This is a genomic window from Natrinema sp. 74 (assembly GCF_046097095.1).
Classification (GTDB): domain Archaea; phylum Halobacteriota; class Halobacteria; order Halobacteriales; family Natrialbaceae; genus Natrinema.
Map to the genome: position 1 here is coordinate 1,123,936 of NZ_CP175698.1, position 16,864 is coordinate 1,140,799.

Annotated in this window: 14 protein-coding genes, 1 tRNA gene and 1 pseudogene; 9 read left to right on the forward strand and 7 right to left on the reverse strand. The window is 56.6% G+C overall.

From position 1 onward, the window contains the following. Window positions 1–73: 73 nt before the first annotated feature. A complete protein-coding gene (locus tag ACJ70B_RS05575; protein WP_408959427.1) occupies window positions 74–286 on the forward strand; it encodes a hypothetical protein in 213 nt (70 codons plus the stop codon). An 11-nt stretch (window positions 287–297) separates the two neighbouring features. On the opposite strand, the gene ACJ70B_RS05580 is transcribed toward ACJ70B_RS05575, so the two are convergent. After that, the gene (locus ACJ70B_RS05580) at window positions 298–3,504 is read right to left on the reverse strand and encodes a DUF499 domain-containing protein (protein ID WP_408960077.1); all 3,207 of its coding nucleotides are present in this window, start codon (window positions 3,502–3,504) and stop codon (window positions 298–300) included. Window positions 3,505–3,643: 139 nt separating this feature from the next. Here ACJ70B_RS05580 and ACJ70B_RS05585 point away from each other — a divergent pair, with 139 nt between their 5' ends. The 7 genes and pseudogenes from ACJ70B_RS05585 to ACJ70B_RS05615 all read left to right on the forward strand — a co-directional run bounded on the left by ACJ70B_RS05585 (window position 3,644) and on the right by ACJ70B_RS05615 (window position 12,530). Further along, complete coding sequence (locus ACJ70B_RS05585; RefSeq protein WP_408959428.1) at window positions 3,644–5,398, forward strand: DEAD/DEAH box helicase; 1,755 nt, start codon at window positions 3,644–3,646, stop codon at window positions 5,396–5,398. Beyond that, window positions 5,391–6,557: a hypothetical protein gene (locus ACJ70B_RS05590; protein ID WP_408959429.1), complete on the forward strand. Its 1,167-nt coding sequence runs from the start codon at window positions 5,391–5,393 to the stop codon at window positions 6,555–6,557. Before ACJ70B_RS05585 ends, ACJ70B_RS05590 begins: the two co-directional genes overlap by 8 nt. Window positions 6,558–6,875: 318 nt before the next feature. Then, a pseudogene (locus tag ACJ70B_RS05595) lies at window positions 6,876–7,074 on the forward strand (hypothetical protein); the annotation flags it as partial. A gap of 299 nt (window positions 7,075–7,373) precedes the next feature. Then, window positions 7,374–7,637: a hypothetical protein gene (locus ACJ70B_RS05600; protein ID WP_408959430.1), complete on the forward strand. Its 264-nt coding sequence runs from the start codon at window positions 7,374–7,376 to the stop codon at window positions 7,635–7,637. A gap of 322 nt (window positions 7,638–7,959) precedes the next feature. Further along, on the forward strand, window positions 7,960–10,524 hold the full coding sequence (locus tag ACJ70B_RS05605) for a TrlF family AAA-like ATPase (RefSeq protein ID WP_408959431.1): 2,565 nt from the start codon (window positions 7,960–7,962) through the stop codon (window positions 10,522–10,524). 1,365 nt (window positions 10,525–11,889) lie between these two features. Continuing rightward, entirely contained in the window at window positions 11,890–12,228 is a 339-nt protein-coding gene (locus ACJ70B_RS05610) for a hypothetical protein (protein ID WP_408959432.1), read from the forward strand. Window positions 12,229–12,353: 125 nt separating this feature from the next. Further along, on the forward strand, window positions 12,354–12,530 hold the full coding sequence (locus ACJ70B_RS05615; protein ID WP_408959433.1) for a hypothetical protein: 177 nt from the start codon (window positions 12,354–12,356) through the stop codon (window positions 12,528–12,530). Window positions 12,531–13,047: 517 nt separating this feature from the next. On the opposite strand, the gene ACJ70B_RS05620 is transcribed toward ACJ70B_RS05615, so the two are convergent. The 3 genes from ACJ70B_RS05620 to ACJ70B_RS05630 all read right to left on the reverse strand — a co-directional run bounded on the left by ACJ70B_RS05620 (window position 13,048) and on the right by ACJ70B_RS05630 (window position 14,433). Further along, window positions 13,048–13,120, reverse strand: a tRNA-Pro gene (locus tag ACJ70B_RS05620). Between the two features lie 103 nt (window positions 13,121–13,223). After that, complete coding sequence (trmY, locus tag ACJ70B_RS05625; protein ID WP_408959434.1) at window positions 13,224–13,826, reverse strand: tRNA (pseudouridine(54)-N(1))-methyltransferase TrmY; 603 nt, start codon at window positions 13,824–13,826, stop codon at window positions 13,224–13,226. Between the two features lie 49 nt (window positions 13,827–13,875). Continuing rightward, the gene (locus ACJ70B_RS05630) at window positions 13,876–14,433 is read right to left on the reverse strand and encodes a metal-dependent hydrolase (RefSeq protein WP_408959435.1); all 558 of its coding nucleotides are present in this window, start codon (window positions 14,431–14,433) and stop codon (window positions 13,876–13,878) included. Between the two features lie 108 nt (window positions 14,434–14,541). Here ACJ70B_RS05630 and ACJ70B_RS05635 point away from each other — a divergent pair, with 108 nt between their 5' ends. Beyond that, window positions 14,542–14,727 carry an HVO_A0556 family zinc finger protein gene (locus tag ACJ70B_RS05635; protein WP_408959436.1) on the forward strand — a complete coding sequence of 62 codons (186 nt, stop codon included), beginning with the start codon at window positions 14,542–14,544 and terminating at the stop codon, window positions 14,725–14,727. A 229-nt stretch (window positions 14,728–14,956) separates the two neighbouring features. Here ACJ70B_RS05635 and ACJ70B_RS05640 read toward each other — a convergent pair whose 3' ends face one another. From ACJ70B_RS05640 to ACJ70B_RS05650, 3 genes are all read right to left on the reverse strand, one after another. Beyond that, complete coding sequence (locus ACJ70B_RS05640; RefSeq protein WP_408959437.1) at window positions 14,957–15,145, reverse strand: hypothetical protein; 189 nt, start codon at window positions 15,143–15,145, stop codon at window positions 14,957–14,959. Between the two features lie 9 nt (window positions 15,146–15,154). Next, complete coding sequence (locus tag ACJ70B_RS05645; RefSeq protein WP_408959438.1) at window positions 15,155–15,346, reverse strand: hypothetical protein; 192 nt, start codon at window positions 15,344–15,346, stop codon at window positions 15,155–15,157. Between the two features lie 262 nt (window positions 15,347–15,608). Beyond that, window positions 15,609–16,715 carry a S1C family serine protease gene (locus ACJ70B_RS05650; RefSeq protein WP_408959439.1) on the reverse strand — a complete coding sequence of 369 codons (1,107 nt, stop codon included), beginning with the start codon at window positions 16,713–16,715 and terminating at the stop codon, window positions 15,609–15,611. Between the last annotated feature and the right edge of the window lie 149 nt (window positions 16,716–16,864).

The following is a 16,864-nucleotide window of genomic DNA, read 5'->3' on the forward strand; positions in this document are numbered from 1 at the left end:
ACACCGTTCCACGTCGATTATCGAGTTGGGAGACAATCGAACAGGCTATTCAGCATGCTGGGGATTGTTGGGTATGACGGATTTGCTGGAAGTGCGAGAAGACGGAGATTTCGTGATTTCTGGAACAGTAAGCCGAGATGAGCTTGAAGCGGAACTGACACCACTGAACCCACGCAGTTTGTTCGATAGACGACTAAAGACTGTGCTGAGAGATATGCTGGATGAGGCGGACGGCGACGAAATACTCGTTGAAGCCTTAGTCAGAAACGCGGACGCCGACCAGTAGGAGAAGAGAGTCTACTTCTGGAAGGTGATCTCGATCTTCAGGCTTGACGCCTCATCGGGCATCCGCTCGAACAGATCCTGCACCTTCGTGTAGTCCTGTCCGGATCGCAGCGTCAGGCTGACTTGCGTCCGTTCGACGTCGGCGGTTCCCTGAAGAGCGCCGGGAACACCCTCGCGGTCGGGCAGCATGAACGTGACGTCGCCGTAATCGACACTTCCAGTCTGGTGGTTGTTCCGCCACTTACTCCGCATCGCGGCGACGTCGTCGCCGTTGTACTCGAAGCGCCACGTGGGGATCTCCGTGTCGGCCTTCCGGAACGGGTATCCCGGAACCCAGTCGGAGGCTTTCTCCGAGCCGGTCGTGTTGACGACGTACTCGGGCTCTTCGTCCTTCCCGATGTTCTCCAGCAGGTACGTCCGCACCATGTACTCGGTAACACTGCTGTCGAACCGGTCCGTGACCTTGTTCACCGTGAACTGGTCGCCCGGTTCTAGGTCCTCGATGTACTCCAGGATCTGGTCGCCGATCCGTTCGGGAACGGTCGGGACGATCTTTACCGTCGTCGGGTCGCGGTCACCGAGCGATCCGAGATACCGACCACCGGCTTCCAAGACGTAGTTGTCTACGAGGAATTCGTTGACTGCCTCGCGGGCGACGGACTCGGTCTCGTCCGGCGGGAGGAACACCGACTCCTCGGCACGGATTTCGCCGATGATCGTGTCGAGGTTCGCGTAGCCGTCGTCGTCGATGTGCGTCTCGATGCGGCCTTCGAGGGATGATGCACCGACGACCTCTGCGCCGCCGACGTCGCGGACTGTCGCGTCGGATTGGGGCTTATCGAGGATCTCGTTCCCTTTCACGATGACATACTGGTCCTCACGGGCGAGCCGACCGATTGCCCGCATCACGACGTCGTGGCTGTCGCCGTCGATCCAGATCTCGCCGTCTTCGACGAGCTCCAGTTCGAAGTCTCCGATATCGAGCGCGGTCGTTCCGCTCCCGAACCGTTGACGAAGCTCTTGTTCGACGTCATCGACGCCCCATACGTCCACATCGTCTTGCTGGACGAGGACGGTGTCCAGCGAGCTTCCGGAGAGGTCGTCGCGGAACCCGCCAGTGTCACGGGCGAGCACCGGTTTGTCCGAGAGCGCTTCGACGGTTGCATTCAGCACGTCGTTCGCACTACCAGGGATCGGAAGCTCCGGATCGCGGAGGAACTGCTCGTAGATATCCTCGACCGAGATTTCTCCGCGTCGCTCCAGAAGATCCTCAGCGATAGCCCAGACGTCCGACTGAAGGTCGAACGGATCAGCAGATGCCGAGTCCGCGATGTTCGAGGCGTCCAGCTCGGCCTCATCGTGAACGTAGACGTCGAGTTCCATCGGCGTCATCTTTCCCCAGTCGTTGAGCAGATCGTTCCCGTCAAGCACCTCACCGTACAAGAGTTGGAGTTCTTCACGGAGTTCGTTCTCTTCCTGCTCCCGCATTCCCTGAATCGACGTGCGAATTTCGTCATCGAGGGATTCGTCGGCGAGAACCTGCCGTGCGCCCTCGATGTACCGCGCCTTGTCGATGTACCGTGTCCCCGACTCGATGGCTTTGTCGCCAGAGGGTTGGACGAACACGAGAGTGTTACGCCACTCGCGGCCACGGCCGTCGTTCGTGATGACCTTCTCGACCTCCTCATTCGTCCACTGGTCGTCCTTCACGACGACCTTGACCTCACGGTCGTCTGGGATGTCCCGCATATCGTTCGTCCGGAACCCTACCGGGTGTGCGTTCGATCCGAAGATGTCGGTCATGAAGTCTGCGACTTCAGCCTTCGCTGATGTCTCGGAGACATCCACGGCTGCGTTTCGGATGAGTGCGTTCGGGTTCTGTCGGTCGCGGATCGCGTATTTCCCGTTCAGCTTGTGGAGATGCCACGCGACACCATGGAGACGTTCGAGATTGAGGACAACGTCGGAGACGAGATCCCCGGTCTGGTAGGCACCCATGACGATCTCAGAAACCTCCGCACCCTCGCCCTCGCTCGGCTTCAGCGAGTACAGGAGAATCGTGTTCAGAATACGTCGGCCGTGGGGAACGTCGTCGTCATCGATTCGACTCTTGATGTCGCCCGTCGCCGCGTTCAGCCTCTCGTAGTTGATCTTCGCCAACTCGTCCTCGAACTCGATAGCATCGATATCACCGTGCGTGATCAGATCCGTCTGATCCTGCATCTCTAGGAGAACCTTCGAGAAGAGGTAGATCATCCCTCGCGTGTTCTGGTTATCCTCGTCAGCGTAGTACCGTGTCTCAAGCGCATCCAGAAGCACAGGATGGAACGGATACAGATTGTGCATCTCCGACAGCAGATCATCGGGAAGGGAGACGTGGTCAGATTGATCGTAGGCATCGAAGTACCCGTTGACGATCTCGCGGGCGGCGTTCTCGTTCACTGAATCGATCAGGCGGTGACGCAGAACCTCGCGCTTGTCCACCTGGTTGTTCATGTTGACCTCGACCGCCTGTTCCCGATTCAGAATGTCGTGGACCTCGGAGCCCTCACGGAGGACGGAGACAATAGTGTATAGTTCCAGATCAGAGAGTGCCGTCGATTCGAGAAGTGACTGGAGGAAGGCTTTGTTCGCACTCTTGCGGTCGCCTTGGAGCGTATCGAACCAGTCCTCAAGTTCGTCCACGAAGAACGCGACCGTGTTGTCGCCGACGGCTTCCTGAATCGTCTGCATATCGGGATATCCGCCGGAACTGAACGTTCCAGGATCGTAATCGAGTGCCTCGAAAAACGGCTCCCAGAGATACTCGTACTGCTCGTTCTGCATAGCGACCGTAATCGGCGTCGCCGATTCGGGGAGTGCCGAGTCGAACCCCTCGACTGAGTCGCTTGACCACTGGCCTGCTGCGTCGGGGTCGTCGAAGCAGTGGTACAGCGCCACCATCTGGTGGGACTTCCCACTGCCATACGGACCGTAGAGGATGTGCGTCCCGCGCGGGTCATCGCCTGTGAGCGAATCGCGGAGAATGGAGAGTGCTTCACGGAGCCCCTGGGTCATCAGGGTTCGCTCGAAGAAGAGTTCCGCGTCTGACTCGAACTCGTCATCGTCATCCACGTTGTAGAGCTTTACCTGGCCGTCGATTTGCCCCTCTTCCCGAAGCTCACGGCTGAGTGTTACCGTGTCTTCGAGGGTATTCGACAAGGATCCTGACTGTGCCATCTTGATACTTAAACACACCTCTTGGGCACCCAATAAACACTATGGTCTTGCAAATACCTCTCTCGGGGCCAAGCAGACGGACCGTCCAGTGTTTTCCGGTCACCAAACGTATTTAGCGCGAACATGTCTCTACGAATCCATGGGAAGTTACGACCTCGTTGATGTTGAGGTCACACACGAGTCTGCAGACGATCTTCTCGATTCGCTGTCTGAGGATAGGGCAGAGACGGATCATTTACAAAGCATCCAAGCTGTTCGTCTCCAGGCGGGGCAGCCGGACTCCGAACTTCGGTCGCTGAAAGAGTTGGACGAAAACTCTGTCAAGCTACTGGAGCATCAGGTGGACGCCGCCTATCGAGCCCTCTTCGAAATGGACGGGAAAGCCCTTCTCGCGGACGAAGTTGGGCTCGGAAAGACCATCGAAGTCGGGATGATTCTCAAGGAGATGCACTTCCGAGAGACGGACGAATCCGCCCTCATCCTCACGCCTGCACAACTGGCGAAACAGTGGCAAGCAGAACTCCGTGAGAAGTTCGGACTCGACTTCGTTTGCAACTACGACGACGAATTCGAGGACTTCGACGCGCATGACTACATCATTGCAAGTATCGACACGGCGAAGAGTGAGAGACACCGCCAGACCGTTCTCGACCGCGACTGGGACGTTCTGGTTCTTGATGAGGCACACTACGTCAAGAACGAAGAGACGGACCGATACGACCTGATCGACCAACTCTCGTACAACTATGCGTTCTTCCTCACGGCGACGCCGATTCAGAACGAACTGACGGACCTGTACAACGTCGTCTCACTACTCCGTCCCGGACTGTTCGGGACACGCGACGTCTTCCACCAGTACTTCGTGAACAGCAATCAGGAGACGCTGGTGAACCGGGACGAGCTACAGGACCGGTTAAACAAGGTGATGATTCGAAACCGCCGAGAGGACACGGATATCGACTTCACAGACCGAACCATTGACACACGGACGTTCGATCCGACTCCAAAGGAACGTGAACTCTACCAGGCAGTCTCTGACTATGTCAAGGGTGCCTACAGCCAAGATCAGGGCCAGAAGCTCGTGTTGATGCTCCTTCAGAAGGAGGTTGTTAGCAGTCCTGTAGCGCTCAAGGAAACGATCGAGAAACGACTCTATGAGCAGTCTGAACTCACCCACGCGGATGAACTGGAGTCCATTCTGGACCTGATAGAAGAGATTGATACAGTGACGAAACAGGAGCGCCTTCTCGATATCGTCGAAGAAGCACGTGAGACCGTCGAAATGGGGCGTGTGATCGTCTTTACTCAGTTCCGTGCGACGCAACGCCAGGTGCTTGATCGACTCGCCTCGGAAGGGTATACCGTCCACGCATTCCACGGTGGGCACTCCAGTAGTGAGAAAGAACAGATCGTAGAGGATTTTGAAGAAGAAGGTGGAATCCTTGTTTCAACCGATGCAATGAGCGAAGGTCGAAACCTTCAGTTTTGCAACATAATGGTGAACATGGATTTGCCGTGGAATCCCATGCGCGTTGAACAGCGAATTGGACGTGTTCACCGTATCGGACAGAAACGAAACGTCTTCATCTTCAATATGGCGCTAAAGGACACAGTTGAAGAATATGTACTGGAGCGCCTTTACCATAAAATCGACCTGTTCCAACAAAGCGTGGGCGAGCTAAGTTCGATATTAAGTCGGCTAGAAGAGTCGGGGACAAGCTTCGAGGACCAGATTTTCGACCGACTCGTCAATGCTGATTCAGAGGTCGATTTGGAGAACGACTTCGATGCGATGGCCGTCGATCTGCAGGAACAGCGCGAACTCGCTGACAAACTGGAGGAGTTCAACAACGGCGTCTTCGAAGGATTCGACTTGGGGGAAAGCGATGACTGACGAAGCACTCGCGGTCACGCAGTCCGTCGTTGAGAACTTCACCGAACGCTACTTAGAGTCACTCGGCGGCACCATTGAGAAACGAGGAGACACCTGGGAAGTTGCAATCCCAGACAATGAGGATACAGAATTGCCGGCAGGCAGCCTCTCGTTGCTTTGTGGTGCGGGCAGAGACGAAGATAGTACTGGGGAGCCTCTTCATCCAGAAAGTGAGTTTTTCCAGCGGATGCTCAGAGAGGCAGCTGAACGTCGCCCTACCGGAAAAATACTGATGGAAGCCGATCAGGACGACGTAGTGATTCCACAGTGGATTAAAGAAGGTGACGTAGAGGTGAGGGAAATCCAGTTCACGCCGTACTACGACCGTACCGCGATTGTGGTACTTTTCGAGGTGAGTATCGAGACAGTCAGTGAATACCAACAAGAGCTCCTTCGCGCCATCGCCATCGACCACCGCTCGGAAGAGAGACTTCCGGCGTTGGAGGAGACATTTCTTCAAATGGCATCGATAACCACGAACGGCTCACCGACTACCACGGAATCCTCATTATCGAAATCAGACGCACGATCACCTCTCAGCACAGCCCAAGATCAGCTGATGCAGAGCATCCAGAACGAAATTGATGAGATCCATAATGAGGCATCCAGAGCAGCGGACGCAGAGGTCGAAGAGTACCGTCAACTGCAACAACAACGGATCCAAGAGCTGGAGGAGAAACGTTCTAAGCTGTCTTTGGAGATCGATGAGCTGAGTGAAGCGATCAATAGCAGTGATCAGAACGATCGCGTGGAGGCACTGAAGAAACGGAAAGAGGCAAAAGCGGAGTATGAAGAGGTCGATTCGGAATTGAGAGCTCTGCACGAACGGCGAGACCAGGGGTTTCCCCAGAAGCAGGACGAAATCCGAAAGCGGCATGCGTTGGATATTCGAGTGACTCCTCTCACGGTAACACAGGTAGAGTACGAACGGGGAGAGATCGATATCGAACTGGTCGAACAAGGAGTTTCCCGAACGGTGACTCTCGGATACGGGAGCGGGATCGGAACTACGGACACCGTCCAGTGTTCTTCATGTGATAGTGTGTTGAGCGTAGATAACCCTCTGAAGACGATCAAAAGCTCGCTTCAATGCAGAGCCTGCAGTTCTTCTAACGAGTAGAGTAGGTGCAGCGAAAACCATCGAATTCACCGACAGATGGAGACCTCTTAGCGAATCTTAAACGTTGTCTCCTATGAGGATTAACTCATCATCCTCGATCTGTAGTAGGCCCGAATTCTCCACATCGTGGCGTTTCACCCTCTTCACATCAACTCCAGTGTTTCCCGATATTGGTCGTATTCGTATCCTGATGAGAACTCAGCGATTTCTCACATCAATTGCCGGATCGTACTTTTCCGTGCTTGACCTTTGAATAGGTCAACTGCATCGGGTATGCTGAAGACCGCTTTTATCGTGTCACTATAAGTAGAACGGTACGAAGGGCGATTAGAGACGTACGAACAGCAGGATGAGCGAGGAAGGACATGTCGGCACCCATCGGAAACACGAAACGCCAATTGGAATCCCTTCGGCGTGAACGTGACGAAGAATTAGCTCGTTAGAGGAGGAGAACCACGTAACACCCGAAGAACCCGACTTTTGGATACAGCCACAAGGCCTGAACACCAGTGGGTGATTTTCCAACTTTATACGGTAGTCTAAGAGCAACAGTCTGTATGCGAAACAAATGGCAACTCAGATGTCGGGAACCAGGTCTTCGAGGCCGATCCCGTGGGGTTGCACGTCAATGTCATCAGCATCCTCGATGTATGTACGCCAGCGTGTGCACCCAGCCGGTGAGCGTGCATAGATTCGGCCGTGTCGCCGCGCCGCTCACGCCGTGGTCGAGGGTCGGCCGAGGCATCGTATTTAAACAGAACCCGATTCAGCAATCCCAGAATCACGGTGAATCAACCCCCGTATGCACATCCGTTTATGTCTACTGACCGTACCACCTTGAGACTCAGTGACGAGAGGAAGAGACTACTCGACCAAGCGGAGGAGATTGTGGCGTCCGACCCATCGGATGACCCGCCGATGTCGGACGTCATCGATGCGGCGCTGACACACCTCATCGAGAGCCGGGAGAACCTCGACGATGTCCGCGACCAGTACCCGCCACAGACGGTGAAAGAATGCTGCAACACCTCGGTTCTCAGGCTCCGCTACCGGACAAGTATTGAATCGAAGTGGCGATGATCCGTGATTTCCTCCAAGAAAAATATCTCCATTTCCGATGAGGACATTGCGGCGGCGATTGATCGGACCTCAGGGCTGGCCTTTCGCGTAAATGGCGGGACAATCAGATTCGAGAACGAAGGGGCGTGCCAAACGAGTAGTATGAGTGTGTATCGTCCGGAGGAGATTACGATGTGGGGATGGCCAGTGTCATCCGTCAGCCCCCTAGGACACCTCACGGTAACGCGCGACGTTACACTATACAATACACTCTAAAATGACGGCAAATGTGAGTGGGTGATGATATTAAGACTTACATTAATACGATTAGACTGATTTTACTATGAATCCGGTTACCCGTGGGAATAGTGGTGCAGAATTTCGTAAAGCGGACCTCCACGTCCATACGCCTGGCTCATACGACTATGAAGCCGATATTTCACCAGAGGACCTAGTAGACGCGTTTATCGAAGAAGGACTCGAACTTGTGGTCGCCGCTGACCACAACCGCACTGGCTGGTTTGATGAACTACAAGATGCGGCAGAAGAGCGGGCAGAGGAACTTCAAATTCTCCCTGGAGTTGAGATAACTACACCCCAGGGTGGGGATAATCAGATTCACCTAGTCGGGATTTTCCCTCCCCAGAAGGTGGATGAAATCACGGCACTATTACATACCATCAGCATCGACCCGACAGATCCAAGCAGTACGCAAGCTTCCCAGAGAATTCCAGAAATCTGTAGTGAAATTAGAGAACGAGGTGGCTTGGCAGTACTCGCGCATATTGATGCTAATTCTGGAGCACTTGAAGAAACAGAATCTGGAAACATTCGAGACAAGATTTTCAACCCGGACTTAGTCGCTGCAATTGAAGTTGTTGACCCGGCTATTCGTGAGGAATTCCCGGCATTCCCAGCAGTCCGATCCTCAGACGCCCACCATCCGGATGATCTCGGTCGCGGATTCACGTACTTGAAGATGACCGAACCCTCATTTGAGGGATTCCAGACTGCGTTATCTGACCCCGAGTCACGCATCCGCTTTGAAAAGGCTGAATACGACCATCCGTATATCAACTCAATCCGCTTCGATGGGCCCTTTTTCGATGATAGGGCAGTTCAACTCAGTCCCAACCTGAATTCCCTCATTGGCGGTAAGGGAACCGGAAAATCATCGGTAATACAGCAAGTCAGGTACGCGTTTGATATTGATCCCCGTCCGGACCGAATTAGGGAGGATTACCACAGCTTGATTGAGGCCACAATGGCTCCTGACGGCGAGATCAAGGTACAGGTGATAACTGAGGCTGGAGACACCTACTGGGTTTGCCGAACATACGGTGAAGACCCAGTTGTGAATCGGGCAGACGGGACGGAAGCAGATATTGGGATCGAAACGTTCCGGGACGAGTTCTTTGACCTGGAAATTCACAGCCAAGGTCAGTTACTCGCACAAGCCCGAAACACCTCTGACCAGCTTGACCTGATTGACTCATACTTCGATTTTGGCGAGCAGAAACGCGAGCGGGAAGAGTTGAAATCAGAACTCCGGAGTAACGCGCAGGCGTTGAATAGTGCACGGACAGCCCGAGATCGGATAGAAAGCGACATTACGGATTATGATGCCGTTCGAGAAAACTTGGCGCTGATGGAAGATAGCGGCGTCGAGGAATTTCTTGATGATCAGGACTCCTGGGATGATGAAAAGATTCACTTAGACCGACTTGAAGACTCACTAGACGACCTAGCCGATACAATTCCCACGGAGGAAGAGCTCCCGACGGCACCCACTACCGAACCGGAAGACACTCCGAACAATGAACTGCTTGCGGAGGCCAATCAGATTGCTGAAGAAGCACAGGACGATGTTGTTCAGGCAATTAGTGACATTGAAGATCGTATTGAGGCTGCGAGGAGCCAACTGTCCGATTCAATTGATGAATGGAGCGAGCGGGAAGACGATAGACAAACCGAGTATCAACGGCTAGCAGACGAAATTGAGGACGAAACAGGCGTCGATATTGACGAATACTTCGAGCTAAAAGATGAAGCGGCGGAACTCGATGCTTTAGAGAATGAGTTGGATGAGAAAGAAAATGAGATTCAAGATTTAGAAAATAGAAGACAAGAGCTCCTGAGTCAACTGCGGGATGTTCGTCGTGGGATTACGGATACAAGACGGGCGGGAATTACGAATATTACCGAATCGCTTCATAATATTCGAGTCCGATTAGACCCAGACGGAGACCGGGAGAGTTTCCAATCCTGGTTTAATGACGTTCTGAATGGGTCGAACGTTCGGACCACCGATAAGGAATCCATCACTGAAGAGTTTGACCCAGAGATACTGTTCGAGATTATCCGTGATAAGGATACCCAGCGGCTCATCGATGATGTTGGATTGACACCGACTGCCGCGGAGAATGTAGTAGGATTCGATAACCTCAGGAATCAGCTTCATGAACTCCAAATCAAAGAGCTTCATGATAAACCCATAATTGAGATTCAGCATGAAGGAGAGTGGAAAGCTCTTGACGACATGTCAGACGGTCAGAAGTGTACGGCACTCTTGTCTATCGCAATGCTGGAACGTGAGAAGCCTCTTATTGTTGACCAGCCCGAAGATATGCTTGATAACGAATATATCTACGATGAAGTCGTAGAAATGGCTAGCCAAGTCAAGGAAAACCGCCAGATTATCGCCGCCACGCATAACGCCAATCTCCCAATACTGGGGGATGCTGAGAAAATCAACGTCATGTTTTGCAACGGCCGACAGGGATTCATTCAGGAACGTGGCTCAATTGACGATCCTGACGTACGCAGAAAGGCAAAAAAGATTCTCGAAGGTGGTGAAGACGCGTTCAATGAACGAACTGAAAAGTACGGGGCACTCCAATTGAATTAAGGCCGTCTTCTAAAACTACGGTATTCTCTATATTCCCGGTTTTCTCGTTCTCACGAATAATAGGCCCGAAATTGTCAACACTGTATTGATTGGGTGTGAGTTGGAACCTAGCCCCCAGCAGAGCCCGTCAAACATCGAACGGCTTGGAGCCGCTCGGTGCCGGAATTTATCCCGTGAGGCTCGATCGAACGGAGTACACGCCCGCCGCTAACGATGAATGGTCTCACCGGGAACCCAAGACGAACGGCACGCTCGGAACCCGGTGAGTACCGCGCAACCGGCAACCCCAGCAGGCGAGACCAGCCGTCACAGGCAGCCAGCAAGTGAAGAAGTTGAGGGCCGGGTTTGAACCGGTAGACAAAACGACTACTCCCCTGCAATCACGCACACCACCCGCAGTACCCAGCAATAGCCCGCACACGCGGTCAGCGTCAAGCGAGAACAAGGTCTGCAGAATCGCCGCCTCCGGACTCCCTCAAATAGGAGTAGTCGGTTTGGCCGTCGAATTCGGTCTCCAGTTGATCGTGTTAGTATAGACGTCTACTGTCTAGACCGGAAAACTACGCTCGCGGAATTCCAGCACGCAGTTGGCTGGTGAAACCGGGGAGACAATTATTCGAGCCGTTGAGTTGCTTGCACCGCAGGCACCCCAAGCAAGGCGTAGTCGCTCTGGTTAACGCTTCACCCTGATGGCCGAAACCCCACTTTCATCGCGTTGACCCTGCGAAAATCACCAGCAAGCGCCACCACCAACATGAGTCCTGTTCGACTCTACCCTCCGAAGCCGGCGAGCGAAACCTCGAACCCCAAGCTATACGGGGATTATCTTCGGCTTTCAGAAAACACGGCCAGAAAGGGCCGGAATAGGTGGATTTGCGTCCACCTACAGATCTACTTTCCTTTCAAATCGGGGTGAGTGGGATATTCGTTACTCCTCTAATCGATGTATTGGCAGATATTTGTACAATCCGAGTATTGGTCAAGAACCTCATCCGCACTGCCCGCAGGCCGCAAGTTCCTTGAACAGTACAAACGGACGACTTACAGGAAACGTTGCAGAACCAAAGCAAACCAGTCATCAAATCCCGAAGATAGGAAATCGAATCGGAACAAGGGCGCGGCACGAGTGTCGATTTTATCTATCTCCAACTTGAGAACCACGGAGAAGTCGTTGCCGAACACCTGTATGTCCGCCCGTCTCTGGTTGTCCGTTACAAGCCAGACCCCGGTGAAGGGACGCCGATTGACATTGAGGATGCCTGTTTCCTCACACCAGACGGGAACGGGTTTGAAATCATCCTTCGATACTTCCCGCTCACACGCACGGAGGGAGACCACTTACAGGATAGTTCACGGGAAGGAGACGTGTTAAGCCCGCATGATGGGCGTGTAGAGTTCGCCGCACAAGTCGAGTGTAAGGAAGTCTTCTACAAAGGCGACGGGAAGGAGAACTACATTCGCTCAACTATTCCTGAGACCACACAGCGCCTGTACGATGCAGGAATTCGTGATATTTCCTTCCAGTTGCATGTCCTATACACAGACGTGAACGGGAACGTGTACGTGGAGCAGGTGATGGGAAAGCCCGGGGAGTTCACCGGGAGTGTTACATTAGAAGACATTATCGAGTTCCGGATTTCCTCGGAATCCTCGGATCACAAACTCCACCAGCGTATTGAGGAGACGTTCAGGTACCCCCCGTGACCGTCGGGAGACGTGTTACTGTCAACGGCCGGTCTGGCAGTAGTCGGGGTGCCCTGCCAGCACGACCATACTGCCGATACCAACCGGCACTGACTCTTTTATCAACTGGAGGCGTCTCTCACACCATGGACGGTGACGAGGACGAGGAGACCCGCCGCGCCGCAGCCACCCTCACCCAACTCAAACGGATGGTTAGACGCCCGATCGGCAACCCATGCGGTGAAGACGGGACCGAGGGTCAGGTGGACGATGAAGAGCTCGATGAATTGGAAGACGAATTGAGCGCAGAGCGCGAACAGTAGCCGGTTTCTTGTCAACTACCGCAGTCAGGAATCGTGTTCTCCCCAGTCGCCCACGGTGAGCAACCACGGTGGTCGGACAGTGTTATTGCCCACAGTGACCGCGCAGTGTTAGCGCGAAATGTTATCGCCCCCAACGGACACGAAAAGCGAGCACGAACACAGAACACTAACAGGACGAACCACGCACTGCCAACACGATCATACTACCCGGTAACGCAAGGCAGCAACCCTGTACCCCCAACCACTGCGGTCAGGACCTGTGTTCTCCCTAGCCACCCACTGCGATCACCCACAGTGACCAAGAAATGTTACCGCCCACAGTGACCGTACAATGTTATCACCCAGAGTCAACACGTTGAACGACCACTTTCACCGCGACGGCCTTGCGAAAACCACCAGCAAGCGCCACCACCAACATGAGTCATGTTCGACTCTCCCCTCCCAAACCGGCGATCGAACCCCCGAACCCCAAGCTATACGGGGATTATCCTCGACTCTCAGAAAACACGGGCAGAAGTGGGCCGGCGCGAATTCGAATCGCGGTTACGGCCACCCGAAGGCCGAAGGATACCAAGCTACCCCACCGGCCCGCATTCGAAACGAACGCGTCCGTTCGTTTAACGCTTGCGAAAGGGGCCGTCAGCCCGCCGGCGGCGACCCGTTCTCCGCTCGAGCCCACCCACGATCCCTGCCTCAAAACCGCTCGTAGCCGTCCGTGTCCAGATAGTGGTGTGCGATCGTGATCGCCTGGTCGGCGTGTAGCAATTCGGGGCCGAGTCGAAGCCGCCGGTCGGTGTATCCCTCGAGCACCTCCGTCTCCGCGTCCGTGAAGTCCCGATGATCGGAGAGTACGAACACCGCATCGCCGAGCGCGTCCGGTCCCACATCCACGACCGCCGCGCCGTCTTCGTGCAATTGGACGACCGGCCCGTCGTCGGCGATCTCCTCGAGCGTGCCCGCGAATCCCCGCCGATACAGTTCGACCCCTGGACTGGGTTCGGCCGGGAGCGCGCCGATGGCGTCCGCGCGGTGCTCGAGGGCGTTTCGAACGAGCGCGGCCGTGCTTCGCTCGTCGGGGTTGAGCCGGCGGAGTTCGCGCCCGTCGAAGGTGATGGTGTACTCATCTCGCGCGATCAGGTGGACGCGGACGTCCTCGCGGATGCCGTGAGACGTAACGAACGCGGCGGTGATCGACCGGCAGAGTGCATCGAGGCGGCCGGCCCCGCTCGAGAGGTCGTCGAGCGAGAAATCGGGCGTCGTCGGCACATCGTGGCCGAGCAGGACGAACTGGCGCATACCGGGACGAGGGTGCCCGCCGGGATAGCCGCCACGATTTGGCGGCGGATCAGGTTCGCACGCCGAGGCGGCGCTCGAGCGAGGTACGGACCAGTCCGAGCCCCGGCATCCCGTCTACGTACCAGACGACGACGGCGGCCGCGAAGAGGGCGAACTGCGTCCACTCGTAGAGTCCCAGCTCGTAGTAGTGGAGGAACGCGTCGAGGATGCCCGCGACGGGGGCCTCGGGCGGCTGCTCGAGGGCCGGCCAGAGGAGGTAGGCCGCGGCGTCGAACTCGCCCGAGAGGGCCGACGGCGGGACGTCGGCCAGCAGGTGCGAGCCGTAGCCGACGAGGAAGGCGACGCCGACGGTTCGGGACTCGAGGCGGTCCGCGAGGACGAAGACGGCCGGGACGAGGATCGCCGCGGTAAACAGCGAGTGAACGAGCGTTCGGCCGCCGGGCAACACCCCGAAGTTCCACGCGAGCGGTTTGTCGATCAGATCAGGGAACTGCGAGCCGATAGCGAGCGCGAACGCCGGCAGCGCACGCGGCGGTCGATCGAAGCGCCGGCGAGCGACGACGGAATACAACAGGTAGGCGACGGCGAGGTGTCCCCAAGGCCACATCCTGCGGGCGTACACCAGAGTCGAGTATAGGCTCTTCGACTCGGAATCACCGTCGGGCTGCATAGGCATGGCCAACCGTTTCATCAGTATCCAGTATGGAGTGTCTATATGGCGAAATCAGAGTCGTCGCAGTCCGGTGGAAAGCGGCAGCTACTCGCGATCCTCGAGGGGCGGCCCTGTCCGAACTGCTCGGACGGCGAGCTCGAGCGCGACACCTACAAAACCAAGCAAGCGGTCGTCTGCGACAGTTGCGGGATGCCGCAGGCACAGGTCTGGTCGACCGCGCTCGAGTAGCGGCTCTGCCGACGGTCGGCGACGGACCGACCGGCTCGCCGAGTTGTTACGCATCGACCCGGTATCGTCGCCGTTTCTCGCCCGATACGGATCGCATCAGAGCGGACACCGAGTTCGCACGCGGGCGGTTCGTTCGGGCAGGTATTTCTCTCGGTGCGGTCTTGACCCGTTCTAGACCGCACACGCGACCGAGCGAACAGGGCGAGTTGCGAAAGAGCGAGAGACGAGGTCAGCGAGACCGCGCTCCCGGGTAATCGTGGCCGACGACGAGGGCGAATGCGTGAAATAGGAGTAGGCCGATGAACAACGACAGGCGACTGGCGGAATCGATGCCGCCGGCAATGACGGGGAGATAGGCGACCGGGAACAGGGTTCCGAGCCAGAACCCGGCCGCGGTGACGGAGTGGCTCACGTGCATCGTCACGACCTACCGGATCGATTCGAGGTCGACGAACGAGCCCTCGTGAGCCGAGATCCAGGTGTTCGTCTGCACGTCCTCGCTGGTATCTCGGGGAAAGATTGCGCACTCGTTCGGGGCGTCGTCGTTCTCGACCAAGACGTGCTCGAAGTCGGTGATCGGTGCCTCGGTATCGGGCGGCTGGAAGTCGGCGTCAGTCATACAGTCTCGGGCGGCGGATGGTCGCGCCAACGAGTACTACCAGCGTCCGTACTATTGTTATCGAGTGTCTAATTCGGCGAACTCGGCCGGTAGCGCTCGAGTCCGACTCGATTCGGACGGTTCAACCGTTCGGAGCAGAACTCGACAGGAACTGACGTGTACGATCCTGATACGGGACGGGCGGCCGAACGAACGGAGTTGAATCGAGGTAAACCATCCGTTATAAACGATCTCTCATGCGTTTTCGAGAGACAGGGGCAGCTCAGACCGACGGTCGAGCGCCGAGGGTCAGGTCCCGCGTGATCGTCCGGCCGTCTCGTCGGAGCCGAACCGCGATGGTATCGCCGGGGCTGGTCTCGAGCGCGAGATACGTCGAGAGCGCGTGGCGATCGGGAATCGGCTCGCCATCGAACGCGAGGATGACGTCGCCGCCGACCGGGATCGACTCACTGCGCCGCTGGACGGTCCCCGAGGCCGGCCGGAGGACGCCGTCGGCCGCCGAGCCGTCGACGACGGCCGTGACCATGACGCCGGTCGCCTCGGAGAGATCGTTGGCCTCGGCGACGAGCCGATCGACGGGCCGGAGGTCGACGCCCATATAGGCGTGTTCGTACTCCCCGTCCTCGATGAGCGCCGGCACGACGCGCTCTGCCAGCGCCGCGGAGATCGCGAAGCCGATGTTGTCGCCGATGGTGGCGTTGACCACGCCGACGACCCGTCCGTTGAGGTCAACGAGCGGCCCGCCGCTATTGCCGGGGTTGACGGCCGCATCGGTCTGAACGACGTTCGGGAACGGGAACCGGCGCTCTTGGGACGCGAGCCGTCGGTTGACGCCGCTGACGATCCCCGTCGACATCGTTCCCTCGAGGCCGTAGGGGTTGCCGACTGCGGCGACTTGCTGGCCGACGACCGGCCGTTTGTCGGTCAGGGACAGCGGCGTGGCCGAATCAGGGACGTGATCGACCTCGAGGACGGCCAGATCGCTGTAGTAGTCCCGGCCGACGAGGGTGGTGCTCGTCCAGTCGCCGGTGATGTACTGGAGGTCGGCCGCCGTCCCGTTGGCGATGACGTGGTCGTTGGTCACGACGTGGCGGTCGTCGTAGAGAAAGCCAGAGCCCTGGCCGCGGCCCGCAGCACCGGTGTCGGTCCGGATCCCGAAGACGCGAACCTGCGTGACCGATTCGATGATCGCGTTATAGAGGTCGGTAAACGCCGACCCGTCCGCGAGGTTGCCCTGGTTGATGGCGTACGACGAGCTCCCCTCGATCGAGCTGTCGGCCCGGGGCTCGGCACAGCCGGCGACGGTACCGGCGAGACCGGCGGTCGCGGCCGCGAGGAAGGACCGCCGATCCAGTCGGAAATCGTGCATGACGCAGCGATGGAACCCGACCCATTTGAACCTCGGGGCAATCGATCCATAGAAATCGGTCGGATGCCAGACGGAGCCATATTACGCACGTACCGACATGCAAGCGTGTTCCGACGGAACCGATGATCTGGTGGTTCTTTCACCGGTCT